This window comes from Egicoccus halophilus (assembly GCF_004300825.1).
In the GTDB taxonomy this organism is placed as follows: Bacteria; Actinomycetota; Nitriliruptoria; order Nitriliruptorales; family Nitriliruptoraceae; genus Egicoccus; species Egicoccus halophilus.
The window spans coordinates 1214079-1238699 of the sequence record NZ_CP036250.1; the positions used below are offsets into that span (position 1 = coordinate 1214079).

At 73.7% G+C, this 24621-nt stretch carries 23 protein-coding genes; 13 read left to right on the plus strand and 10 right to left on the minus strand.

The features are described 5' to 3' along the window. Nucleotides 1-122 precede the first annotated feature (122 nt). From ELR47_RS05465 to rdgB, 6 genes are all read left to right on the plus strand, one after another. A complete protein-coding gene (locus ELR47_RS05465; protein ID WP_130648975.1) occupies nt 123-371 on the plus strand; it encodes a hypothetical protein in 249 nt (82 codons plus the stop codon). 176 nt (nt 372-547) lie between these two features. After that, complete coding sequence (locus ELR47_RS05470) at nt 548-823, plus strand: MoaD/ThiS family protein (protein ID WP_130648976.1); 276 nt, start codon at nt 548-550, stop codon at nt 821-823. A gap of 39 nt (nt 824-862) precedes the next feature. Next, on the plus strand, nt 863-1801 hold the full coding sequence (locus ELR47_RS05475) for a PLP-dependent cysteine synthase family protein (protein ID WP_130648977.1): 939 nt from the start codon (nt 863-865) through the stop codon (nt 1799-1801). A 97-nt stretch (nt 1802-1898) separates the two neighbouring features. After that, nucleotides 1899-2645 (plus strand): MBL fold metallo-hydrolase, encoded by a 747-nt coding sequence (locus tag ELR47_RS05480; protein WP_165403861.1) that lies wholly within the window; start codon nt 1899-1901, stop codon nt 2643-2645. Between the two features lie 71 nt (nt 2646-2716). After that, nucleotides 2717-3427, plus strand: a complete 711-nt coding sequence (gene rph, locus ELR47_RS05485; protein ID WP_130648979.1) for a ribonuclease PH — start codon at nt 2717-2719, stop codon at nt 3425-3427. Further along, nucleotides 3424-4029 (plus strand): RdgB/HAM1 family non-canonical purine NTP pyrophosphatase, encoded by a 606-nt coding sequence (gene rdgB / locus ELR47_RS05490; RefSeq protein ID WP_130648980.1) that lies wholly within the window; start codon nt 3424-3426, stop codon nt 4027-4029. Before rph ends, rdgB begins: the two co-directional genes overlap by 4 nt. A gap of 23 nt (nt 4030-4052) precedes the next feature. Here the strand turns inward: rdgB and ELR47_RS05495 are convergent, their stop codons facing one another. Further along, complete coding sequence (locus tag ELR47_RS05495) at nt 4053-4427, minus strand: hypothetical protein (protein WP_130648981.1); 375 nt, start codon at nt 4425-4427, stop codon at nt 4053-4055. Nucleotides 4428-4704: 277 nt separating this feature from the next. Between ELR47_RS05495 and ELR47_RS05500 the strand changes: the two genes are divergently transcribed. Next, nucleotides 4705-6519 carry an ABC transporter ATP-binding protein gene (locus tag ELR47_RS05500; protein ID WP_205745463.1) on the plus strand — a complete coding sequence of 605 codons (1815 nt, stop codon included), beginning with the start codon at nt 4705-4707 and terminating at the stop codon, nt 6517-6519. 32 nt (nt 6520-6551) lie between these two features. On the opposite strand, the gene ELR47_RS05505 is transcribed toward ELR47_RS05500, so the two are convergent. The 4 genes from ELR47_RS05505 to ELR47_RS05520 form a co-directional block, all read right to left on the minus strand. Continuing rightward, nucleotides 6552-7100, minus strand: a complete 549-nt coding sequence (locus ELR47_RS05505) for a hypothetical protein (protein WP_130648982.1) — start codon at nt 7098-7100, stop codon at nt 6552-6554. Nucleotides 7101-7882: 782 nt separating this feature from the next. Further along, complete coding sequence (locus tag ELR47_RS05510) at nt 7883-8728, minus strand: SDR family oxidoreductase (protein ID WP_130648983.1); 846 nt, start codon at nt 8726-8728, stop codon at nt 7883-7885. Continuing rightward, nucleotides 8725-9540, minus strand: a complete 816-nt coding sequence (locus ELR47_RS05515; RefSeq protein WP_130648984.1) for a serine hydrolase domain-containing protein — start codon at nt 9538-9540, stop codon at nt 8725-8727. The genes ELR47_RS05510 and ELR47_RS05515 overlap by 4 nt, the downstream gene beginning before the upstream one ends. Before the next feature lie 48 nt (nt 9541-9588). After that, the gene (locus tag ELR47_RS05520; protein WP_165403862.1) at nt 9589-10233 is read right to left on the minus strand and encodes an HAD family hydrolase; all 645 of its coding nucleotides are present in this window, start codon (nt 10231-10233) and stop codon (nt 9589-9591) included. 328 nt (nt 10234-10561) lie between these two features. Between ELR47_RS05520 and ELR47_RS05525 the strand changes: the two genes are divergently transcribed. Then, the gene (locus tag ELR47_RS05525; RefSeq protein WP_130648986.1) at nt 10562-11866 is read left to right on the plus strand and encodes an EAL and HDOD domain-containing protein; all 1305 of its coding nucleotides are present in this window, start codon (nt 10562-10564) and stop codon (nt 11864-11866) included. Nucleotides 11867-11877: 11 nt separating this feature from the next. Here ELR47_RS05525 and ELR47_RS05530 read toward each other — a convergent pair whose 3' ends face one another. Further along, a complete protein-coding gene (locus tag ELR47_RS05530) occupies nt 11878-12846 on the minus strand; it encodes a zinc-binding dehydrogenase (RefSeq protein WP_130648987.1) in 969 nt (322 codons plus the stop codon). 316 nt (nt 12847-13162) lie between these two features. Between ELR47_RS05530 and ELR47_RS05535 the strand changes: the two genes are divergently transcribed. Together ELR47_RS05535 and ELR47_RS05540 are read left to right on the plus strand one after the other, a co-directional pair. Then, nucleotides 13163-13951, plus strand: a complete 789-nt coding sequence (locus ELR47_RS05535) for a VIT1/CCC1 transporter family protein (protein ID WP_130648988.1) — start codon at nt 13163-13165, stop codon at nt 13949-13951. 83 nt (nt 13952-14034) lie between these two features. Further along, nucleotides 14035-15300: an AGE family epimerase/isomerase gene (locus ELR47_RS05540; RefSeq protein WP_130648989.1), complete on the plus strand. Its 1266-nt coding sequence runs from the start codon at nt 14035-14037 to the stop codon at nt 15298-15300. A gap of 128 nt (nt 15301-15428) precedes the next feature. Here the strand turns inward: ELR47_RS05540 and ELR47_RS05545 are convergent, their stop codons facing one another. Together ELR47_RS05545 and ELR47_RS05550 are read right to left on the minus strand one after the other, a co-directional pair. Next, nucleotides 15429-15905: a hypothetical protein gene (locus tag ELR47_RS05545; RefSeq protein WP_130648990.1), complete on the minus strand. Its 477-nt coding sequence runs from the start codon at nt 15903-15905 to the stop codon at nt 15429-15431. A gap of 79 nt (nt 15906-15984) precedes the next feature. Then, nucleotides 15985-18984 carry an EAL domain-containing protein gene (locus tag ELR47_RS05550; RefSeq protein ID WP_165403863.1) on the minus strand — a complete coding sequence of 1000 codons (3000 nt, stop codon included), beginning with the start codon at nt 18982-18984 and terminating at the stop codon, nt 15985-15987. 181 nt (nt 18985-19165) lie between these two features. Between ELR47_RS05550 and kaiC the strand changes: the two genes are divergently transcribed. The 3 genes from kaiC (at nt 19166) to ELR47_RS05565 (ending at nt 22457) form a co-directional block, all read left to right on the plus strand. Beyond that, nucleotides 19166-20668: a circadian clock protein KaiC gene (gene kaiC, locus ELR47_RS05555; RefSeq protein WP_130648992.1), complete on the plus strand. Its 1503-nt coding sequence runs from the start codon at nt 19166-19168 to the stop codon at nt 20666-20668. Nucleotides 20669-20760: 92 nt separating this feature from the next. Continuing rightward, a complete protein-coding gene (locus ELR47_RS05560; RefSeq protein ID WP_130648993.1) occupies nt 20761-21846 on the plus strand; it encodes an S-(hydroxymethyl)mycothiol dehydrogenase in 1086 nt (361 codons plus the stop codon). After that, on the plus strand, nt 21843-22457 hold the full coding sequence (locus tag ELR47_RS05565) for an MBL fold metallo-hydrolase (protein ID WP_130648994.1): 615 nt from the start codon (nt 21843-21845) through the stop codon (nt 22455-22457). The genes ELR47_RS05560 and ELR47_RS05565 overlap by 4 nt, the downstream gene beginning before the upstream one ends. Before the next feature lie 45 nt (nt 22458-22502). On the opposite strand, the gene ELR47_RS05570 is transcribed toward ELR47_RS05565, so the two are convergent. Both ELR47_RS05570 and ELR47_RS05575 read right to left on the minus strand, forming a co-directional pair. Then, entirely contained in the window at nt 22503-23381 is an 879-nt protein-coding gene (locus ELR47_RS05570) for a Gfo/Idh/MocA family protein (RefSeq protein ID WP_130648995.1), read from the minus strand. Nucleotides 23382-23752: 371 nt separating this feature from the next. Next, nucleotides 23753-24538: a sulfotransferase gene (locus tag ELR47_RS05575; protein WP_130648996.1), complete on the minus strand. Its 786-nt coding sequence runs from the start codon at nt 24536-24538 to the stop codon at nt 23753-23755. Nucleotides 24539-24621 lie beyond the last annotated feature (83 nt).

A 24621-nucleotide genomic window follows, 5' to 3' on the forward strand; every position in this document is an offset into this window, starting at 1 on the left:
CCCGGCGACGGTGACCGCGCCCGACCCGTCGTCACCGTCGGCCGGCCGGAACGGTGCCACCTCCACGCTTTCGCCCTCCGGTCGCGCCATACTGCCCGCCTCGTCACGCGGAGGTGGGGATGATGACCGATCGAGCGGCGCCCGGGGGTTTGCTGACCGGTGGCCACGTGCGGGTGGTGACACTCGACCAGGCGGCGGCGGAGGCCCGGGAGCGCCTCGACGAGTACGAGTCGCGCTACGACCTGCCCTCGGAACGGCGGGCCGAGGCCTTCACCGATGCGCAGGGGCACCTGCACCAGACCGGTGACTACCTGCTGTGGACCGACACCTGGCAGCGCTGGCGTGCGCTCACGGCCCGGCTGTCGTCCTGAGGGACGGAACGGGAAGGTCGACCGGGTTCGCCGCGTTGTCCCCTGCGGGGCCGGTCCCGTCGTGCTGGACGGCTAGGCTGCGGCCCCCTCGAACCCCGGTCCGAGGCGCCTCGCGCCCGGTGACCGCGGTCGCCAACACCGCACCCGTTCCTCCCGACCGTGAGGTAGCCGCTCCCATGCCTGTCGTCCGCATCCCCACCGTGCTGCGCAAGCACACCGACAACCAGGCCAAGGTCGAGGCCGAGGGCGGGACGGTCCGTGAGGTGTTCCACGACCTGACCGGCTCGCACCCCGGCCTGCAGGAGCAGCTGTTCGACGGCGAGGACGTGCGCGGCTTCATCAACGTCTACGTCGACGACGAGGACATCCGCTACGTCGAGGGTCTCGACACCCCCGTCGAGGACGACACCGAGATCGCCATCATGCCGGCGGTCGCTGGCGGCGCTCGCTGACGCACCCGGCGATCGCGGCCGACTCCCCTGGGTTGCCGCATGCGCTTCGACGACGTCTCGCAGGCCATCGGCAACACGCCGCTGGTCGGACTGCCGCGTCTGTCGCCCGACGGCTACCGCATCTACCTCAAGCTCGAGGGCCACAACCCGACCGGATCGGTCAAGGACCGGGTCGCCAAGTACCTGATCGAGCAGGCCGAGCGTGCCGGTGAGCTGGTGCCGGGTCAGCGGGTGCTCGAGCCGACCTCCGGCAACACCGGTATCGCGCTGGCGGCCGTCTGCAAGGTCAAGGGCTATCCGCTGACGTGTGTGATGCCGGAGAACACCTCGGAGGAGCGCCGACAGCTGCTGACCATGTTCGGCGTCGAGCTGGTGTTCTCGCCCGCGAGCGAGGGATCGAACGGCTCGGTGCGGTTGGCCCGCGAGCTCGCCGCCGCCGACCCCGCGCTGTTCATGCCGTTCCAGTACGGCAACCCGGCCAACGCCCTGGCGCACTACGAGACGACCGCCCCGGAGATCCTGGCCGACCTGCCCGAGGTCACCGCGTTCGTGGCCGGACTCGGCACCGGCGGCACGGTGACCGGCGTCGGGAGGCGGCTCAAGCGCCACGACCCCGACATCAAGGTGTTCGCGGCCGAGCCCGAGTACGGCGACCTCGTCTACGGTCTGCGCAACCTCGACGAGGGCTACGTGCCCGAGGTCCTCGACCAGTCGGTGCTCGACAGCCGCATCAAGGTCGACTCCCTCAAGGCGCTGCAGTACACCCGCGAGCTCGCCGAGGTGGAGGGCATCTTCGCCGGGGTGTCCACCGGTGCCTCGCTGGCCGTGGCGGTCCGGGTGTGCAAGCGGCTGCCGGCGGGCTCGACGGTCGTCGCCCTCTCGCCCGACGGCGGCTGGAAGTACCTCTCCACGGGCGCCTACGCGCCCGGCGACGTCCGGGAGATCGCCACCCGCATCTCCGGCACCCTGTGGGCCTGAGCCCGGCCGGCGCACGACGACGGGCACCGGCGTCGCGGCGGGGCCCGTGTCGCGTGGTCCGCGTAGGCTGGCGAGCGATCCGACGGAGGGAGGCGGCGTGGAGTTGACGGTGCTCGGCTGTGCCGGGTCGCACACCGGCCCGGGTCGGGTCTGCTCCGGCTACCTCGTTGAGGCCGACGGCACCCGGGTGCTGGTCGACTGCGGCAACGGCTCGACCGCCAACCTGCAGCGGCTGTGTCGGGTCGAGGAGCTCGACGCGATCGTCGTCACGCACCGGCATCCCGACCACTGCATCGACCTCGTCGGCATATACCACGCGCTGCGCCACGCCGAACCCCGGCCGGCGCGTGTGCCGCTGCACGCCGCCCCCGAGGTCGTCGACACCATCGCCGGGCTCCTCTCCGACGGGCACGCGGGACTGGCCCAGGTGTTCGACGTCACGGAGGTGCGCAGTGGTGACGTGCGCGACGTCGGACCGATGCGGCTGACCTTCGCCGACAGCGTCCACTCGGTGCCGACGCTGGCCGTCGCGGTCGAGCACGACGGGCGACGCCTGGTGTACTCCTCGGACTCCGCCGGCGGTCCGGGGCTGGTCGACTTCGCCAGGGGCGCCGACCTGTTGCTGTGCGAGGCCACCTGGCAGGGGGACGCGGCCGACTTCCCGCCCGACCTGCACCTGACGGCCCGAGGTGCCGGTGAGGTGGCCCGTGCGGCCGGCGTCGCCCGGCTCGTGCTGACCCACGTGGCCGGTTCCCTGGACCCCGTACGGTCGGTCGCCGAGGCCGCGGAGGTCTTCGACGGGCCCCTCGGCGCGGCCGTCGACCTGCGCTCCTGGGTGCTGTGACCGTTGACCCGGGCCGGCCGGGGTGTCGCGGGAACGCACTAGCGTGTCGACCCCCGAGCCAGGAGCCCGACGTGTCCGCTGCCACCCGTCCCGACGGTCGCGCCGCCGACCAGTTGCGCCCCGTCGACCTGCGGGTCGGCGTCCAGCGCAACCCGGCCGGATCGGCCGCCATCGAGATCGGTGGGACCTCGGTGCTGTGTGCGGCGTCGGTCGAGGACGGTGCGCCCCGCTTCCGGGAGCGGCGCGGCTGGGTCACCGCCGAGTACGCGATGTTGCCGGGCGCGACGACCGACCGCTCGCGGCGCGAGCGGACCGGCCCCGGCGGCCGTTCGAAGGAGATCGAGCGCCTGATCGGGCGCAGCCTGCGCAGCGTCGTGGCGCTCGACCGGCTGCCGGACGTGACCGTGACGGTGGACTGTGACGTGCTCGAGGCCGACGGCGGGACCCGCACCGCCGCCATCACCGGCGGCTGGGTCGCGCTCGCGCAGGCACTGCGGGCCCGTGGCTGGGAGCGTCACCTCGCCGGGCAGGTCGCGGCCGTGTCGGTCGGGATCGTCGACGGGCAGCCGGTCCTCGACCTGCCCTACGTCGAGGACGTGCGCGCGGAGGTCGACATGAACGTCGTCGCGACCGCCGACGGCCGGCTCGTCGAGGTGCAGGGCACGGCGGAGGGGGCGCCGTTCGACCGGGCGCAACTCGATCGCATGCTCGACCTGGCGTTGGCCGGCTGCGAGCAGTTGTTCGCCCGGCAGCTGGCCGCGCTCGAAGGGGGCGCGGCGTGACCCGACGCCTCGTGGTCGCGACCGGCAACGCCAAGAAGCTCGCTGAACTGCAGGCGTTGCTCGCTCACCTCGACGTCGCGGTGGTGCCGATGACCGACCTCGGGGTGCCCTCGCCGCCCGAGGACGGCGACACCTTCGAGGCGAACGCCCTGCTCAAGGCGCGGGCCTGCGCCGCGGCGACGGGTGCACCCGCCATCGCCGACGACTCGGGCCTGGAGGTCGACGCGCTCGGCGGTGCTCCGGGGGTGCACTCGGCCCGCTACGCCGGCGTCCACGGCGACGACGCGGCCAACAACGCCAAGCTGGTCGCGGCGCTGGCCGACGTGCCACCGCGGGAGCGGACCGCCCGGTTCGTGGCCGCCGTCGCGCTGGTCACGCCCGACGGGACGGAACACGTCGTGCGGGGCACGATGGAGGGACGTGTCGTCGAGGAAGCGCGCGGGGCCAACGGCTTCGGCTACGACCCGCACTTCGTCAGCGACCCCGCCGGTGACGGCCGCACCAACGCGGAGCTGTCGCCGGAGGAGAAGAACACGATCAGCCACCGCGGTGCGGCGCTGCGGGCGATCCTCCCGCGGGTCGAGGCACTCTTCGGCGGCTGATCGCTCGGCTCGGAAGGCGCGTCTCAGCGCAGGACGTCCTCGAGGTCGCGGATCGCGCGGTTGGCCAGCTCCAGCTGGTCGCGGTCGGTGCGGTCACCGAGGGCCCGCAACGAGGCGACGGCGCGGTCGGTGGTGTCCAGCTCGACCGGGAAGCTGGATCGCTCGAGCCGGTCCATGCCGGCCGCGGGACGCGTCGCGGGTTCGCCGCCGTCGACCCCGAGCCGGTCGAGGATGCGATCGATGCGGCCGCCGAGCTCACGCCAGGCGGAGTCGCCGTCGTCCTCGAAGGCACCGTTCGCGGCGGCCATGTTGCGGGACTCGTGGAGGACCTGCACGAGCTGGAAGTCCTGCGTCCCCTGGCTCGAGTCCTGCGGCAGGTGCTTGCGGTCATCGGCCATGTGGTGGCTCTTTCGGTCGCGTGGTCTCGATGCCCACCGTGCCAGGGACACCGGTCGCTGCAAGTGCCCACCGCCGTCGGTCGGGCACCGGCCCGCTGCCGACCGACCGGCGTCGACGCACCGCCTCACGGAGGTCGGGTGCCGCCGTCACCGGTCGCGGACGCCGCGCGCCGGCGGGCCATCGACCGTCGACGCCGGACCGGCCGGTCCGGAGTCGAGGTGAGGTTGCCCTACGCTGCCGAACCTGCCCCGTCGTCGTGCCCTCCGGTAGCCGCCCGTGCCCGCATCCGCCCCCGCTGTGCCCGAACGCGGCTCCGCGCCGTTGCTCCGGCTGTGGCGCTACGCCCGCCACCGCCGGCGGCAGGCGCTGCTGGCGACCTTCGCCTCCGTGCTCAACACCCTGTTCGACATCGCGCCGCCGTACCTGATCGCGATGGCCGTCGACGTCGTGGCCGCCGGCGAGGGGGAGTCGCTGATCGGGCGGGTGTTCGGTCTCACCTCGCAACGGGACGAACTGGTCGTGCTCGGCGTGCTCACCGTCGCGGTCTGGGTGCTGGAGTCGGCGACCGACTATTGGGCCGAGGTCCTGTGGCGGAACCTGGCCCAGACGGTCGAGCACGAGCTGCGCGTCGACGCCTACGAACACGTGCAGTCGCTCGACCTGGCCGCCTTCGAGGACCGCAGCACCGGCGGCTTGCTGGCCGTGCTCAACGACGACGTCAACCAGCTCGAGCGCTTCCTCGACCAGGGGCTGATGCTGATCATCCACATCGCCACGTCGGTCGTGGTGATCGGCGGCACCTACCTGTGGTACGCGCCGGGCATCGGCGTCCTCGCCGTCCTGCCGGTCCCGCTGATCGTGTGGGGCTCGATCCGGTTCCAGCGCCTGCTCGAACCCCGCTATGCCGACATCCGTGCCCGGGTCGGCATCCTGAGCGGGTCGCTGGCCAACGCGCTCGGGGGCATCGCGACCATCAAGGCCTTCGGTGCCGAACGTCGGGAACTGGGCCGGGTCACGGCGGAGTCGGAGGACTACCGCCAGGCCAACCGCCGGGCGATCTGGCTCTCCTCGGCGTTCGTGCCGCTGATCCGGATGCCGATCCTCGCCGGCTTCACCGCCATCCTGATCTTCGGCGGGCTGATGACCCTCGACGGTCGGCTGGCGGTCGGGGTCTACACGTTGATGGTGTTCATGGTGCAGCGGCTGCTGTGGCCGCTCACGCAGCTGGGTCAGGTGCTCGACCAGTACCAGCGGGCGATGGCCTCGACGCACCGGGTGCTCGACCTGTTGGCGACGCCACGGGCCATCGAGGGCGGGAACCGTCCACTGCCGCAGGTCGCCGGTGAGGTCGCCTTCGAGCACGTGCGCTTCGCCTACGCCACCGGCGGTGACGTGCTGCACGGCATCGACCTGCGCATCCCCGCCGGCCAGACCCACGCCATCGTTGGTGCGACGGGCGCCGGGAAGTCGACCGTCGTCAAGCTGCTGCTGCGGCTGTACGACCCGACCGGCGGGGCCGTGCGCCTCGACGGGCACGACCTCCGCGAGCTGCGGCTCGACGACCTCCGGGCGGCGATCGGACTGGTCAGCCAGGACGTGTTCCTGTTCCACGGCACGGTGCGGGAGAACCTCGTCTACGGACGCCCCGACGCGTCCGACGAGCAGGTCCGCGCGGCCGCCGCGCTGGCCGAGGCGGCCGACTTCGTCGAGGCCCTGCCCGACGGCTACGACACGGTGGTCGGCGAACGCGGGCAGAAGCTGTCGGGTGGGCAGCGCCAGCGCCTGTCGATCGCCCGGGCGATCCTGCGCGACCCGCCGGTGCTGGTGCTCGACGAGGCCACGTCAGCGGTCGACAACGAGACGGAGGCCGCGATCCAGCGCTCGCTGGCCCGGGTCGCGCGCGACCGCACCACCATCGTGATCGCGCACCGGCTGTCGACCATCCGGCACGCCGACCGCATCCACGTCCTGGACGCCGGGCGTGTCGTCGAGGCGGGCACGCACGACGAGCTGGTGGCCGCCGACGGCCGCTATGCCGCGCTGTGGAAGGTCCAGACCGGGGAGATCGCGCCCGACCCCGCGCACCGCTGACGTCTGCTCCGCCACCACGTCACCCGCGCGCATCACGGCCACGGGCGACCCAGCCACCGCTGCGACTGCTCGGTCACGACCTCGCGGACCAGGGCGAGGAAGTCCGGCCACCCGTCGTCGAGGTCCTCGATGCTGGCCTGCACGACCCGCCAGCCGTCGGGAAGCCGCGCCAGTTGGTTGGCGCGGCGGACGTCCCCACGCAACTGCTCGCGGGTGGCGTGGGCACGCATCGACTGGAGTTCGACGAGGAACCCGATCCGCGCGATGCCGAGGTCGAAGTGGAGCGGCACGCCGTCGCGGCAGACCACCCGGACCTGTCCCGGGTCGAGCGGCACCCCGGCGGCGGTGAGCCGGTCCCGCATCGCCAGTTCGCTGCCCGCGTCGACCCGACCGGTCGCCTCGAGGCGGTCGAGCACCGCGGCGATCCTCGGCCGGCCGGGGAAGCGCGGATGCTCGTCGAGCAGGCGGGCGAGATCGTCGAGGCGGAGGTGGCGTTGCTGTACCAGGTCGATGACGAGGATGGTGAGGCGCGGCACCGTCGTGACCGGGGCGAGATCGCGCACGAGCCGCGTGGGCAGCACGACGGGGAGTCCGATGCCACCGACCTGGCGTTCGCGGACGTCGAACGGCGCCCGGGCCGCAAGGGGGCCATGCGTGGGCCGTCGGCGAGTCGCCGGTCGGCACGTATCGTCACCTCGACGGCCGTGGGCCAGGCCTTGCCGACGCCGTAGGCGGCCACCGCCGACCACCTCGTCAGCGCTGCCGGGTGCGGAGCGTCCGGTCGAGGTCCGCGGGCCCGTGCGACGGCCGCCAGCGCCCAGGTCTCGGGTCGAACAGGCGTCCCGGGAGGTGCCACCACGTCGCGGAAGGGGAACCACCAGTTCTCGCGATGCGCGCGGGCGCGTAGGCGCGCAACGGGGACCGCAGTCGTGGCCGCCGCGGCGTGCACGTGCACCGGTCCGCCCGCCGCCCGGCAGTGTGCGAAGAAGTCGTTCCACATGTCCGCAGCATCGCCGGACGATGCGGTCACGGTCAGGGGCGTCACCTTCGGCCTGTGGACGATCCCTTGGGCCGGCACCTCGTGGGCGGCCGGCACCTCGTGGCGCCCGGCACGCATCCGTGGAGTCGTGGATGGGATGCGTTCTTCCCCGACTCCACGCGTCCGGGGAGGCTGGTGGTGTCGTGTGCACCCGTGGAGTGGTGGATGGGGTGGGTTCTTCCACGACTCCACGGAGGGCGGCAGACACGCCGGGGGAGCCGGGCGGCCGCGCGCGAGGGCAACGGTGTGCGCGGCGGGAACGGCGTGATCGCGCGCGGGGGCACCGGCGGTGGCGCGGGCCACGGCGCCGCGCGTGGTCGGAGGTCAGGGGTGGCGGGTGCCCTGGCCGGCGAGGACGGCCGCGTAGCCCTCGCGGTAGGTGGGGTAGGTGAAGGCGAACCCCGTCCCGAGCAGGCGGTCGTTGCGGCAGCGCTTGTCCCCGCCGCGCGAGCGTCGATCGGGCCCCGGCTCCGGCGCGGGCACCCCGAGCCGCTCGGCCAGCCAGCGCACCACCTCACCGCGGTCGACGGGGGCGTGATCGACGCCGAGGTAGACCTCGCCGAGCGGCGCCGTGCCGGTGAGCAGGTGCACGATCGCGGCAGCGGCGTCGTCGCGGTGGATGCGGTTGGCGTGCACCGGCGGCTCGGGGACGCTGGCCCGGCCCTCCCGGACCTGGTCGACGAGCCGGGTGCGCCCCGGACCGTAGATCCCGGCGAGGCGGAACGTGGTCCCCGGGAAGGGCCCCGTCAGCAGACGGCGTTCGGTCTCGACCAGCACGCGGCCGGTGTCGGAGGCCGGCTCGGTCGGCGTCGTCTCGTCGACCCAACCGCCGTCGGTCACGCCGTACACGGCCGTGCTGGAGACGAACAGCACTCGGCGCGGGGTCGCGCCCGCGTCCACGAGACCGTCGAGGACCCGCGTGAGCCCGTCGGCGTAGACCCGCCGGTAGGCGTCGGCGGACCGTTCGTCCGGTGCGGCGGCGAACACCACCGCGTCGACGTCGGCGGGCAGGGGTGGCAGGCTGGCCCCGAGGTCCCCGGCCAGACCGGTCACCTGTGGCGGCAGCACCGACGGATCGCGGCGCAGCCCGACGACCTGGTGGCCGGCGCGCTGCAGGCGCAGCGCCGTCTCCGTACCGAGGTCGCCGCAGCCGGCGATCAGCACCTTCACCGGCCGTACGCCGCGACGGCGGCGTCCTGCACCGTCGGCCAGGCCTCGCGACACCAGTCACCGAAGGGGCGGTCGGCCAGCGACGCCAGCCCGACGCCCGCCTCGGGGTCGACGATCACGAACGATCCACTCTGACCGAAGTGACCGAACGAGGCCGCGGAGAGCTGCGCCCCGGTCCAGTGCGGCTGCTTGCCGTCCTTGATCTCGAAGCCGAGCCCCCAGTCGTTGGGCTGCTGGCGGCCGTGACCGGGCAGGACGCCGTCGAGACCGGGGAACGCGACCGTGGTCGCCTCGCGGGCCAGTTCGCTGTCGAGCAGGGTCGGCGCGAGCAGCTCACGGCAGAACGCGAGCAGGTCGACCACGGTGCCCCGCCCGTCCTTGGCCGGCGACCCGTCGAGCACGGTGTCGTGCATGCCCAGGGGATCGAGCACCTCGTGGGCGAGGTGCTCGGCGAACGGGGTCCCGACCCGTTCGGCCACCAGGTCGCCGAGCAGGTCGTACCCGACGTTGGAGTACATGCGGCGCCTCCCTGGGGCGCCGGTCGGTCCGGTGCCGTCGAAGGACAGCCCGGCGGCGTGGGCCAGCAGGTGCCGCACGGTCGCGCCCTCGGGGCCGGCCGGTTCGTCGAGGTGGACCACCCCGTCCTGCACGGCGACCAACACGGCATAGGCGGCCAGCGGTTTGGTCACCGAGGCGAAGGGCAGCACCGTGTCGACGGCGCCACGGAGCTCGAGGGTGGCCTCGGCGTCGGTGACGCCGACGCCGGCGGTGTCGACCGGCCAGTCGTCGGCAGGGGCGAGGATGTCAGCCACGAACGAGGTCCTTCGCGCGGCGTGCGGACAGGGGCTCGGCGGCGGAGGCTACAGCTGGCCGACGAGCTGCCGCGGAGCGTCCACCACGCGCTGGGCCCCCGCGCCGGTCAGGGCGTCGTCACCGAACCCGCCGCAACGCACGGCCACGGCGCTCATGCCGGCGCGCAACGCCGCCAGTGCGTCCCAGGGCGCGTCTCCGACCATGATGGCCCGGGCCGGGTCGATGCCGGCCTGCACGCAGGAGGACAGCAGCAGGTCGGGGGCCGGCTTGGAGCTGTCGACCGCGTCGGCGTCGGTGTAGGGCAGGTCGTCGCGGCCGAGCACCTCGAACAGCGCCTCGCGCTCGGTCGTGCTGGCCGAGGTCGAGATGATGTAGGACACGCCGCGACGATCGAGGTCGTCGAGCAGGTCGCGCGCACCCTCGGTGGGCTCGAGCGTGTCGACGGTGTCGAGGAAGCGGCGGGTGTGGTCGTCGGCGAGTGCGTCGGCATCGTCGACGTGGCGACCGAGCAACCACGGCACGATGCGGTCGCTGCCCATGCCGATACCGGCGTGGATGCGCCACTGCGGAACCGTGTAGCCCGCCGCGTGGAAGGCTTCGTGCCAGGCGACCACGTGCTGGTGGACCGAGTCCACCAGCGTGCCGTCGAGGTCGAGCAGGATGCCGGAGGTCAGGTGGGGAGTCGTCGTCATGTGCGACAGCCTTGCGTCGCGGACGCCGGGTTGCGCGGCCGAGGCTCGGCCGGCCGACGGAGGTCGGCCGGTGAGCACGAAAGATCCACGACCGGTGGCCGACAGGCGGAGCCGGACGGAGACGGGGAACGGTCCATCCGGCCGTCGATCTGACCCGGTCGGGTGACAACACGCCGTGACCGCCGGGCCACCTAAGGTGTCGGAGGTGGCGCCCCTCCGCGGCCGATCCGCGACGTGTTCCGGGACGTCCACCCACCGTCCGCTCGAACGCCCCGAACCCGCCCGCACCGCCCGGGCAGCCGCCCGGCCACGAAGGAGGAGTCGACGCATGCACGATCTCCTGGGGGAGGTGCTGATCTCGAGGCAGCCGATCCTCGACGCCGAGCTCGCGGTCGTGGGCTACGAGCTGCTCTACCACGAGGCCGGTGCCGATGGGCGGTCGTCGACCGGTGCCGATGGGCGGTCGTCGACCGGTGCCGATGGGCGGTCGTCGACCGGTGCCGATGGGCGGTCGTCGACCGACACCGACGGCGGCGATGCGCACGCGACCGCGCGGGTGCTCGTCGACGGCGTGCTCGCGATGGGACTGCACGAGCTGACCGGTGGTGAGGACGCCTGGATCGAGGTGCCCCGGTCGCTGCTGACGTCGGGGGCGCTGCTCGACGTGCCGACCCTCGGGTTGGTCTTCGAGGTGCCCGACGGCCACGACGAGGTCGAGGAACTCGGGACGGCACTGCGTCGACACCGTGACGCCGGGTTCCGGGTGGTCCTCGCCGGCGCCGGACCGGACGATCCGCGCCGTGGGCTGTACGGCATCGTCGACGCGGTCAAGGTCGTCGCCGTGGGCGGGGACTGGCGTGCGGTGGTCGGTGTCGTGCGGGAACTGGCTGCCGACCGGCACCGGGTGGTCGTCGCCGGCGTGGAGGACCCGGACGGCTTCGACGCGCTCGTCGCCGCGGGTGCCGAGCTGGTCCAGGGGTTCTTCTTCACCCGGCCCCGGGCGGTGCGTGGGATACGGCCACTGGGGCTCGCGCCCGGACACCTGGCGCTGTTGCGGGCGCTGGCCAGCGACGAGGTCGACCTCGCCGAGGTGGAGCGTCTGATCCGTGCCGACCTGACGCTCTCGGACCGGTTCCTGCGACTGGTCCATGCGGCGTGCGGTTGGCGGGAGATCGAGTCGATCCACCACGGGCTCGTGCTGCTGGGCGTCCGGGCCGTGCAGCGCTGGGTCGGGCTGTTGCTGCTGTCGTCCACGGCACGCGAGGCACCCCGTGAGCTCGTCGCGGTCGCCAGCGCCCGGGCCCGCGGATGTGAGCTGCTCGAGGAGCTGCGCGGCGGCCACCGGCGTCTCGAGGCGTTCGTCCTCGGGATGTTCTCCGTCCTCGGCCCGGACGGCTTCCTCGATGCGCAGGCGCTGGACGCGCTGCCCGTCGAGGGTGACGTCCGCGAGGCCCTCGAACACGGCAGCGGCCCGCTGCGCGAACTGCTCGAGCTGCAACTGGCCAGCGAGAAGGCCGAGTGGGAGCGGCTGGTGCGGGGCGGGCGTCTGCTGGGCCTGGGGCCACGGCAGCTGGCCCGCGCCCACACCGACGCCCTGACGTGGTCGGCGACGGTCAAGGCCGCGACCACCTGACCGCCGCTGCGTCAGCCGAAGTCGAGCAACAGCTTGCCGCGCTTGCCGGCGGCGGCGAGGTGGTCGAATGCCTCACGGACGGCGTCCGCCGGGTAGGTGGTGTCGACCAGCGGGCGTACCGCACCGGAGGCGAGCAGCGGCACGACCTCCCGCTCGAACGCCCGCATGGCCGCGGCCTTCTCCGGCACGTCACGGGCCCGCAGCACCGTGCCGATCAGCCGGGCACGGCGCCCCATCAGGGCCAGCAGGTTCACCTCGACCTTCGCGCCGGCACCGACGCCGACGACCACGACACGGCCGCCCGTCGCCAGCACCTCGAGGTCGGCGGGGACCTGCGGCGCCCCCACGAGCTCGAGCACGACGTCGATCGCGCCGGCGTGTTCGCGGACGCCGGCCACCACGTCGTCGTCGGCGATGGGCGTGGCACCCAACGAAGCCACGAGCTCCCGTCCGGCCTCCGACCGGCTGACGCCGTAGGCACGAGCGCCCATGGCGGTGACGAGCTGCAGGGCGGCCGTCCCGACCCCACCGGTTGCGCCCTGGACCAGGACCCGTTCACCGGGGGTCAGCCCGGCCTGCGTGCGCAGCGCGTCGTGGGCCGTCACGAACGCCTCGGGGACGGCGGCCGCCTCCGCCTCGTCGAGCGAGGACGGAACCGGAGCGAGGTTGGACTCGTCGACCACGACCCGCTCGGCGAGTCCACCGCCGCCGACGAGGCCGAACACCCGGTCACCGGGTCGCCAGCGGCGGGCACGGTCACCCGTGAGCACGACCTCACCCGCGACCTCGAGCCCGGGGACGTCGTCGGGGGCCCCCGGCGGGGCGGGGTAGTGGCCGCGTCGCTGGAGCAGGTCGGCGGGGTTGATCCCGGCGTGCCGCACGGCGACCACGACCTCGCTGCCGCGGGGGATCGGATCGGGTCGCTCACGCACGTGCACGACCTCGTTGCCACCCGTCCCCTCGAACACCACCGCACGCATCGTCTGCCCCTCTCGGCGTCGGCACCGGCGCGAGCCTACGAGCCGCTGCGTGCCCGTGGACCCCACGAAGGTCGGCGGTGCGGCGTCCCCGGGTGGCCGCGGCGGGACGTGGAGGCAGACGTCGGTCGAGGGACCGTCGGGCGGGCCGGGTGCGACGGCGGCCGAGCGTCAGCGGCAGGGGAGCCTACCTTTCGTTGCGCCGAGCGGCGGGAGGCGTTTCACTGGACACGCGGGCCCGGAATCGTGGACGAAGCTTCGCCTTCCCTTCCTCCCGGGCACGCGCGGACCACCGCCGTTCGCGCACGAAGGCCCGCTCATGAGCACCTCGTCGGTTCCCCGGTCCCCTGCCGCGCGTGACTACCCGCTCGAGCAGATCGCCGCCTCCATCCAGGACGAACGCCGACGCGTGTCGGTGCTCGGCGAGGTGCGCGAACTGGTCTTCGGGGCCCAGGACGGTCTCGTGTCGACGTTGGCGGTCGTGGCGGCCGTGGTGGGCGCCAGCAGCGACAACCGGGCGGTGCTCGTCGCGGGTCTCGCGGCCGCGGTGGCCGGCATCTTCTCCATGGCCGTCGGCGAGTACATGGGCTCGAAGAGCCAGGACGAGATCTTCGACTGGCACCTCGACGACGAGCGTCGCGAGGTCGTCGAGCGGCCGGCGGAGGCCGAGGCCGAGGTGGCCTGGCTGTTCATGGAGGAGGGCATGCCGGCCGACGACGCCCGGGAGGTCGCCCGCCTGGTCGCGCGCCACCCCGACTCGCTGCTGGCGACGATGGTGGCCAAGGAGCTCGGTCTGACCTCCGCGCTCGGACGCGAGACGGTCGGCTCGCCCCTGCGCGGTGCGTTGGTCATGGGTGGCGCGTTCGCCGGCGGCGCGCTCGTGCCGGTCCTGCCGTTCCTGTTCGCCGAGGGGGAGGGTGCGCTGGTGCTCGCCACACTGTCGACCGGTGGCGTGCTGTTCGCGATCGGCGCCGTCAAGGCCCGTTGGACGGCCCGCTCGTGGTGGGCGTCGGGCCTGGAGATCCTGTCGCTGGCCGGGTTCGCCGGCATCCTCGGCTACCTGTTCGGCACCGTCCTCCCGACCCTGCTCGGCGTCGGCGGCTGGTGAGCCGTCGCCCGGCTTGGCAGGTGCCCACCGGCGCGGCAGGATGCGCCCTCGCCCGTCCGGGGGCGGGAGCGAGAGGACGCGGGATGACGGCACCGATCGGTGTGTCCGAGGTCAACCGGCTGGAAGCCGAGACCGAACGGCTGTTGGCCTTCGGCCGCCGCGGCCGCCATCCCGCCGGCGGGTTCGCGTGGCTCCAGGACGACGGCACGCCGGATCTCGATCGCGACGTCGAGCTGTGGATCACCTGCCGGATGACGCACGTCTACGCCCTCGGGCACCTGCTCGGCGTCGACGGCGCGGCCGAGCTGGTCGACCACGGGATCGCCGCCCTCGCCGGTCGACTGCACGACGACGAGCACGGCGGCTGGTACGCGGCCGTGGGCGCCGACGGTCCGACCACCCCGACCAAGGGCGCCTACGAGCACGCCTTCGTCGTGTTGGCCGCGACCTCGGCCGTCGTCGCGCAACGTCCCGGCGCCGAGGCCGTCCTCGACGAGGCACTGGCCGTGCAGGAGCGCCACTTCTTCCACGAGGGCGACGGCGCGGTCGTCGACGTCTACCTCGACCGGGGGTTCGCTGACCTCGAGGACTACCGCGGCGCCAACGCCAACATGCACACCGTCGAGGCCTACCTGGCGGCCGCGGACGTGACCGGCGACGAGGTCTGGCTCCAACGGGCCGACCGGATCGTGCACCGCTTCGTGCACGGCGCAGCCGGTGGCCACGGCTGGCGCCTGCCGGAGCACTTCGATCCCGACTGGCGGCCACGCCTCGACTACCACCACGACCAGCCGGCGCACCCGTTCCGCCCCTTCGGCGCCACGGTGGGGCACGGCTTCGAGTGGGCCCGCCTCGCGCTGCACCTCGAGGCCGCCCGGCATCCGGAGGTGTCGCAGGCGGGCGCGGGCACGCAGCTGCGCAGCGACGCGGCGGCGCAGTTCCGACGCGCCGTCGAGGACGGGTGGTCCGTGGACGGTGCGCCCGGGTTCGTCTACACGACCGACTTCGACGGGACGCCGGTCGTCCGCAACCGGCTGCACTGGGTGGTCAACGAGGCGACCAACGCGGCGGCGGCGCTGTACCTGGCCAGCGGTGAGGCGGTCTACGCCGACTGGTACCGCACCTGGTGGACGTACGCCGAGGACGTCTTCGTCGACCGGGAGGCCGGGTCGTGGCGGCACGAGCTCGACCCGGACAACCGTCCCGCGGCGAGCGTCTGGGCCGGCAAGCCGGACCTGTACCACGCGGTGCAGGCCACGCTGATCCCGCGACTGCCGCTGGCGCCCTCGCTCGCGACGGCGCTGGCCGAGGGGCGCCTGGACACCTCCGGGGCCTCGGCGCGGACCTGATCTCGGACCGGCGGTCTCCCGGGCCGGCGGTCTCCCGGGCCGGCGGTCTCCCGTGCCTCCAGGCCACGGACGGGGCGAGGGAGCTCGACACGCCGTGCTCGCTCACGGGACACCGGTGTGTGGTTCGCTCAGCCGACCGGTGCGATCCGGCCGGCCGACGGCACGTCGGCGACCAGGCGACGCCCGGCATCGACCGGTGACGCCTCACCGGTGTCCACCGCGAGCGACGAGCGGTCGATCACCGGCGGCGGCTGCGTGCCCGGGACCCGGCGGTAGAGCTGGGCGGGGATCCGGTCGCTGCCGGCGGCGAGGTGGGCGGCGAGCACGTGGCGGCCACGCAGGACGTACAGCCGACGCTCGTGCAGCAGCGACACGTACGAGGCCTCGAGCGGGTGCACGGTCCGCCCGGCGTGCCAGCGGACACGCTCGGGGTCGATCTCGGGATCGAGGGTGAAGACCTCGAGTCCGTAGCGGGGGACCAGGACGCGCACGCCGTTGGTGACCCACTCGCCGGCGGGCCATCGGGACTCCTCCAGGACGTGGATGCGTCCGGGCAGGTAGTCGGGCAGCTGCCGGGGCAGCTGCGGCGGTACACGCAGGTTCACAGCGTTCCTCGCGAACGGACGGTGAGGGAGGGAGGGTGGGGCGGTCGGCGGCGGGAACGCAGGACCCGACGGGTCCGACTCATCGGACGCACCGGACCGGATGTCCCAGCGTACGGGATGCCAGCGCCTCGACCAGGGGAACGACCTCCGCGGTCGGCCGGCTCTCGTCGTCGCCGTAGCACTCCAGCAGCCAGCGGGTGCCGGCGGCATCCGTCTGGGTCACGGCGACGACCCACCGGAACCCCTCGGCATCGAGGATGGCGCGTTCGTCGGGGTCCGCGGCGGGGTCGTCGACCTCGACGGCGAAGCCCTGCCCGTCGTCGAACGCCGCGGCCGTCACCGGATAGTCCTCGATGCGGAACTCGTCGTCGTCCTGGGGCGGGTCGAACGAGGCGAGCGGACGACGACGGCGCAGGTGACGGGCGGCCGTCGAGAGCACCGAGCTGCCGGGCAGCGCCCGGCTCAACGTCCAGCGGTTGCCGTCGACCAGGCTCAGCACGGCCTCACCGAGACTGCTCAGGGCCTCGCGGGGGTCGGGTGCACCGTCGACGCCACGACTCCAGCGGGCGAGCGAGGTCTCGACGGCCCGGCCGGGCCGCTCCCGGCCGGGCCGTACGGAGCGGGCGGGGAACGGTTCGGTCCGGCGGGCCGTCGGCGCGGGGCGCCCGTCGTCGAGCACGACCGCCACCCCGGACGTCTTCGCGCGGTACTGCGCGGTGTCGGCGCGGGCGAGCAGCGCGCTCAGCGACCGGTCCTCGGGCGTGGAGGTGGCCACGCCGATCGCGGCGCGCGGCTGACCCGGGGCGTCGGCGAGCATGGTCAGCAGGCGCGACACGAGTTCGAGCGCGAGCTCGGCGTTCCCGGGGAGCACCAGGCAGAACTCGTCCCCGCCGAGTCGCGCCGCCAGCGCGTCCGCATGGGGGATCGCCACCCGGCTGAGGACCTCACCGACGGTGATGAGCAGTTCGTCGCCGGCCGCGTGACCGAAGACGTCGTTGACCTCCTTGAGGCCGTTGACGTCCAGCATGACGACCGTGACCGGGGTGGTGTCCGTGCTCGCCGCCAACAGCTCGCCGGCGTGGGCCTCGAACCGGCGCCGGTTGGCGAGCCGGGTCATGGCGTCCTCGCCGGCGAGCCGGGCGAGGTGGTCGAGGTGGTCGGTCCGGCTGATCGCCAGGCCGACGAAACCGGCGACCGCATCGGCATAGCCGACGTCGGCGGCGGTGAAGGGCGCCTCGGCGAGCGCGGTGGTGGCCAGCAGTGCGCCCCACACCGCGCCGTCGACGACGATGGGCACCCCGATGGCGGAACCGCGTCCCCAGTGCCGCAGCAGGGCGCTCGCCCGGTCACTGGTGCTGGGGTCGTCGGTCGCGATCAGCAGCACGCCGCGCTCCAACAACATCCGACGGGTTCCCGGGACGTCGTCGAGGTCGTGGACGGCACCGGCGGGGCGACGCTCGATGCCGGCCGCGATCTCGCCGGCGTTGACCAGCAGGCGGAGCTGACCGGCGTCGCGCTCCCAGCGCGAGACCGTGACCGTCGCGGCCCCCAGCGTCGCGCGGGCCGCGTCCGCGGCCACTTCGAGGACGTCGAGCAGGTCGCCGGGGGTGCCGATGGCCTGGGCGACGCCGACCAGGCCGCGCAGGCGTGCCGCCGCGTCGTCGCGCCCGCGCAGGCGTTGCGCGAGCTCGGCCAGCGCCGGGGCGGGAGGTGCCGAGACGGCGCCGCCGTGCCACCAGGCGGAGAGCCGGTCCACCAGGCGCTGCCGTTCGCCGCGATCCGCGTCGCCGAGCAGGTCGTCGAGCGTGTCGTCGAGGGCGCGGTCGATCCGGCGGGCGACGACCAGGCGTGCGACGGCGGCGGCAACGGCTCCCGGGTGGGCGCCGGGATCCAGCGCCGGGGCGTGTGCCAGCCCGGCCTCGAGTTCCAGCCACGCCGGCGCGGCGTGCACCGTCCGCAACACCTGGAGCAGGTCACCAGTACCGATCAGGGGTGCGAGCAGGGCCACGCGGTCGATCCGGTCCTGCGGCAACGACAGTGCCGAGCCCACCACCCGGGCCGCCTCGAGCGCGTCGGCGCGCAGGGAGCCGGGACGTGGGTCCCCGGCCACGACCACGGTCGCCGCCGCCGTGGCCAGATCGAGTGCGGGGCCGCTCAACCGGGGAGGTGCCGGGGGGAGCGGTCGCTCGGCGGCCGCGCGCGAGAACGCGCGCACGGTCTCGCCGTCGCCGGCGTCGGCGTAGTGGAAACCCTGCCCCAGCTCGCAGCCCCACTCGCGCAGGCGGACCACCTGCTCGTGGCGTTCGATGCCCTCGGCGACGACCTGCAGGCCCAGCGAGGTGCCGAGTCCGATCGCCGCCTGCACGACCAGCGCCCGTCCGCGGGCGGGGCCGGCCTGCGTCCCCACGGCCGCGACGAAGGAGTGGTCGAGCTTCAGCATCGTGAACGGTGCCGACGCGAGCAGGTCGAGCGTGGCGAAGCCCGTGCCGAAGTCGTCGAGCGCGATGCCCACGCCGAGTCCGGCCAGCGTGTGCAGGTCCTGGTGGCCGGCGTCGAGCGGCGAGAACGCCGCCGTCTCGGTCACCTCGACGACCAGCGCGTCGGCCGGCAGCGCGGTGGCCGCCAGGGCGCGGCGCACCAGGTCGACGACCTCGCCGCCGCCGAGCTGCAGCGGCGAGACGTTGACGTGCAGGCGCAGGGAGGCGAGCGCGGACTCCCGTCGCCAGGCGGCCAGTTGGCAGCAGGCCTGCACGAGCACGTGGGCACCGAGGGCGGGCACGAGCCCGCTGCGCTCGGCCACCGCGACGATGCCGGTGGCGTCGGCCAGCGCCGGGCTCGGTGGGTCGTCGAGGCGGACCAGGGCCTCGACCGCCACCGGTCGGCCCGTGGCCAGCTCGACCACCGGTTGGTAGCCGACCGACACCAGCCCGTCGGCGAGCGCGTCGGCCAACGACGACGCGTCGGGCTCGACGTCCGTGCCGGTGCTCTCGCGCCAGCGTCGCAGCGTCGCGGCGACCGCGCCACGCAACGCGCGCGGTACCGGCACGGCTGCCGGGTCCGCCGTCGTCGCAGCTCTCACGTCGCCCACCCCAGGTGTCCGAGTGCCCCGTCGGCTCCCGCCGACGGCACCCGAGGGTCCCCGCGCCGGCCGGTCGCCGAGCGCGCACCGTAGCGGGGGCGGACGGCTAGGGTCCGGGTCGGCGACCGGCCCGCGTACGACAGCCGTGCGGCCGAGGCGGTCACCTGCGACGAGGTGCCCCATGCCGATCACGCCGGTACAGAAGGTGCCGACGGGGATCCCGGGCTTCGACACGATGGCGCACGGGGGGCTGCCGGTCGGTCGGACGACGATCGTGGCCGGCTCCGCCGGCTCGGCCAAGACGCTGTTCGCCTCGCAGTTCCTCGCCGGCGGCATCCTCGAGCACGACGAAACGGGCGTCTTCGTCACGTTCGAGGAGACACCCGTCGACCTGCGCCGCAACCTCGTCTCGCTCGGTTGGGACGTCCAGGCCTGGGAAGAGGCCGGGCGCTGGCGCTTCGTCGACGCCTCGCCGGATCCGGCCAACGACCTGGCCCTGGACGGCTCGTGGGACTTCGACGCACTGATGATCCGCATCGAGCGGGCGGTCGAGGCGGTCGGGGCCAAGCGGGTGGTGGTGGACTCGCTGGGTGCGGTCTTCAGCGAGTTCTCCGACAGCGGGCGGGTGCGTCGGGAGCTGCGCCGCCTGGCCCGGGGCCTGCGTGAGCTCGACGTGACCGCGGTCATGACGGTCGAGCGCACCAGCGAGTACGGCGACATCAGTCGCTGGAACGTCGAGGAGTTCGTGGCCGAGGACGTGGTGATCCTGCGCAACATCCTCGAGGACGAGGCGGCGCGCCGGACCATGCAGATCCTCAAGTTCCGCGGGACGACCCACCGCAAGGGCGAGTTCCCGTTCGCGGTCATCAACGACCGCGGCATCGTCGCGTTGCCGCTGGCGGACGCGGCCCTGACCACCCTGCAGTCGCGCTCGGAGCGGATCCGCTCCGGAAACGACGAGCTGGACCGGATGTGTGGTGGTGGACCGTTCCGCGACTCGATCAGCCTGGTCTCGGGAGCGACGGGCACGGGCAAGACGCTGACGGTCACCGAGTTCCTCGCGGGTGGGGCGCGCAACCAGGAACGGTGCCTGCTGTTCGCCTTCGAGGAGAGTCGGGCACAGCTGGTCCGCAACGCGCTGGGGTGGGGGGTGGACTACGAGCAGATGGAACGCGACGGGCTGTTGCGCATCGTCGCGGCCTATCCGGAGACCGCGTCCCTCGAGGAGCACCTGGTCAAGGTCACCGACGAGGTGCGGACCTTCGCCCCACGCCGCTTCGCGTTGGACTCGCTGTCGGCGCTGGAGCGCGCCTCGACCCTGCGCGGCTTCCGGCACTTCGTCATCGGGATCACGTCCATGCTCAAGGAGCAGGAGGTGACCGGGATGTACACGGCCACGACCCCGAGCCTCATGGGCGGGGAGTCGGTGACGGAGTCGCACATCTCGACCCTGACCGACGCCATCGTCCTGCTGCGCTACGTCGAGGTGCAGGGCGAGGTCAAGCGGGCCATCTCCGTGCTCAAGATGCGCGGGTCGGTCCACGACCGCGACATCCGACAGATCACGATCGACGGGTCCGGTATGCGCATCGGCGAGCCGTTCCGCAACATCTCGGGGGTCCTCTCCGGCGCGCCACGGCAGCTGGGTCCCGACGAGTTCGAGACCGTCGGTAGCGGCGGATAGCGCGGGAGCTCCCACCCGACGGCCGGGGTGCGTCCCTGTGCGCGAAGTAGGCTCCGCCGCGATGCAGGTCGAAGCGAGCGAGAGGGAACGTCGTGGCACACGCGGTCAGAGCGGTCGTGGCGAAGGCGAAGAACGAGCCGGTGACGGTGGAGACCATCCTGGTGCCGGACCCGGGACCCGGCGAGGCGCTGGTGCAGGTGCAGACCTGCGGCGTGTGCCACACCGACCTGCACTACCGCGAGGGCGGGATCAACGACGAGTTCCCGTTCCTGCTCGGTCACGAGGCCGCCGGTGTCGTCGAGGCCGTCGGGGACGGTGTGGAGGACCTCGAACCGGGCGACTTCGTGGTCCTCAACTGGCGGGCGGTGTGCGGGACCTGTCGGGCCTGCAAGCGCGGTGAGCTGCAGTACTGCTTCGCCACGTACAACGCGGCCCAACCGATGACCCTGGAGGACGGGACGCCGCTCTCGCCGGCGCTGGGCATCGGCGCGTTCGCCGAGAAGACGCTGGTGCACGCCGGGCAGTGCACCAAGGTCGACCCGGAGGCCGACCCGGCCGCGGTCGGCCTGCTCGGCTGCGGCGTCATGGCCGGCATCGGTGCGGCGATCAACACCGGCGGCATCACGCGCGGCCAGTCGATCGCGGTGATCGGCTGCGGTGGCGTCGGCGACGCCGCCATCGCCGGCGCGCAGCTCGCCGGCGCGTCGACGATCATCGCCGTCGACGTCGACGACAAGAAGCTCGAGTGGGCCGAGGGCTTCGGTGCGACCCACACCGTCAACGCCCGCGAGGTCGACGTCGTCGAGGCCGTGCAGGAGCTCACCGGCGGCCACGGTGCCGACGTCGTCGTCGACGCGGTCGGCCGCCCGGAGACGTTCCGGCAGGCCTTCTACGCGCGTGACCTGGCGGGCACGGTCGTCCTCGTCGGCGTGCCCACGCCCGACATGACGTTCGAACTGCCGCTGATCGACGTCTTCTCCCGTGGGGGAGCGGTCAAGTCGTCCTGGTACGGCGACTGCCTGCCCTCACGCGACTTCCCGATGCTGGTCGACCTCTACCGGCAGGGCCGGCTCGACCTCGACGCGTTCGTGACCGAACGGATCACCCTCGACGACGTCGAGTCGGCCTTCGAGAAGATGCACCACGGCGAGGTGCTGCGCTCGGTGGTGGTCCTGTGACGGCGCGTATCGAGCACCTGGTCACGTCGGGCACCTTCAGCCTCGACGGCGGCACCTGGGACGTCGACAACAACGTCTGGATCGTCGGTGACGACCAGGAGGTCGTCGTCCTCGACGCCCCGCACGACGCCGCTGCCATCGCCGCCGCCGTCGGCGACCGTCGAGTGGTCGCGATCGCCTGCACCCATGCCCACGACGACCACGTCCGCGTGGCGCCGGAGCTCGGGGCGTTGGTCGACGCCCCGGTGCTGCTGCACCCCGACGACCGGGTCGTGTGGGACCTGACCCACCCCGATCGGGCTCCCGACGGCGAACTCGCCGACGGACAGTTGCTCGAGGTGGCGGGGATCAGCCTCGAGGTGCTGCACACCCCGGGGCACGCGCCCGGGGCGGTGTGCTTCCACGCGCCGGCGCTCGGGGCGGTGTTCTCCGGCGACACGTTGTTCGAGGGGGGCCCCGGCGCGACCGGCCGGTCGTACTCGGACCACGACACCATCGTCGCCTCGATCCGCGACCGACTGCTGACGCTGCCGGGAGACACGGTCGTGCACACCGGGCACGGGCCGACCACGACCATCGACGCCGAGCGGGCGAACGTGCCGGGGGCCTGACCGCCCCGGCACGTCGGCCGGCGCGCGCGACCTCACCGACGGTGCTCAGCCGGTGAGGTCGCGCGCGGCGGCGTCGAGCACGTCGACGATCCGGGCGCCGAAGCGCACGTCGCACGGATGCGCCTCACCGGTGGCGGCCGCCTGTTGCAGGGCACGGATCGCCTCGGCGAAGGCGTCGCGGGCCTCGAAGGCCAGTCCGGTCGGCAGCTCGCGCCAACCGGGCTCCCCGTAGAAGGCCACGCGCTGCCCGGCCGCGGTCTCCGGCATGGTGAGGCTGAGCACGAGCTGGCTCGACGCACCGCCGGTGTGCCGCAGTGCGAGATGGACGGTGTCGCGGGGGCCACGTGCGGCGCGGACCGCCTCGACCTCGCCGAGCACCGGCAGCAGCAGCGAGAGCACGTGCGGACCGACGTCCCACAGTGCCCCGTGCTCGCGACGCCAGGGCGAGTCGCCGAAGGGGTTGCCCGGCGTGTCGAGTGCCGCCAGCAGCGTCGCTTGTCCGCCGAGCCAGCCCGACTCCGCGGCGGTCTCCTCGAGCCAGCGCGCGATGCCCGGGTCGAACCGGGAGGTGAGGAACACGATCGAGGCGACACCCGCCGCCGCGCAGGCCTCGACGACCGCGGCGGCGGCGCCGGCGTCGAGCGCGACCGGCTTCTCGAGCAACAGGTGGCACCCGGCCTCGGCGGCGCGGACGGCCAGCGAGGCCTGCACGTCGGGTGGCACCGCGAACGACACGGCGTCCACGTCCGCGAACAGCGCGTCGACGTCGTCGTAGGCACGGGCGTCGTGCGGCGCCACCACGTCCGCGGCCTTGGCGGCATCCCGGCCCCACACGCCGACGAGCTCGACGTCCGGCGCGCCGGCGAGCGCCGGCGCATGCACCTCGGCGGCCCAGTACCCGGTGCCGACCAGTCCGAATCTCACGTCACCTCGCCCGTCGCGGTCCGTCGAACGGCGACAGCCAAGCAGGTGGCGCAGGTGCGCATCCCCGTCGATGCCCGGCCACCCGACGGCGACCACCCGCAGTCGCCCGGTGAGGATCGACTCGGCGAGATCCGGGGCCGGGATCGGGAGATTCGCGCGGACCGCTCGAAACGACCGGGTGGCGGCCGACCTCGGCGATGTCCGCCCGCCGTCGCCGAGGGCGTGGAACGACCCGGTGAGCTGCGCGAGCTCGCGCGCCTCGGGTGGAGTTGGCGCAGGGATTCCTGCTCGGCCGTCCCTCGCCGTGGCCGTGGCTGGACGCCGGCCGCGGCTGAGCGCGTCGCGTCCCGGTGCGCGTTCGCACCGGGCGCTCAGCAGGCCCAGGGCAGCTCCCGGTCGAGCAGTTGGCGCAGCCGGTCGGTGTCGTCGGCCAACGCCTCGCGCAGCTGTCCGTGCAGACGGGGCGACACGGCGGGGGCGCCCTCGCCGACGTGCCACTCCCGGGCCAGCCCGTCGTCCCAGTGGTCGGGGTCGAGGCCGACCGCCGCGTACACCCGACGCAGGGTCTCGCGTCGCCGGGTGCGCAGCTCCTCCTGCACGACCACGACGAGGCGGTCCGCGCCGAACGCGTCGAGCCACGGCCGCAGGCAGGCGTGGTACCGGCTGCGCTGCAGGTACTGGCTGCCGGGGTCGAGCAGTGCCTGCGCGAGGGGACGAGGTTCCGCGCCCTCGCGGTGATGGTGGGCGTACTGGGACACGGCGCGCGCGACCGGGTCGCGTACGAGCATCACCAGGGTGACCGCCCTGCCGAGCAGGGCGGCGGCGCGGGCGGCCGCGGCCGGGTGGTCGGGCGAGGTGTAGCCGGGGGAGGACTCGCCGCGCACCGGTGCCGCGGGGTCGAAGTGCGACCGGTACCAGTCGAGCCCCCGGAACCAGTTGCCCCCGAGCGACCAGCCCTCGGCCGTCTCCGGCCGCGTGGTCGGCGGCGTCAGCTCGTCGGGATCCGACCGCTCGTCGAAGAAGAACCCGAGTTCCTTCGGCGCGGACATCGCCGCGTCGGGATGGGCGTCGAGGTAGCGGTGCAGCGCACTCGTCCCCGCCTTCATCGCTCCGATCACCAGGACGTTGGGCAACGCCCCGGGCCCTCGAGCCTCCACCGCCGTCGTCCTCGTGCGTCGACCTCGTCGTCGCGTCGGACGCTACTGCCCCCGACCGACGCCGCGCGGGCCGGCGGGTGACC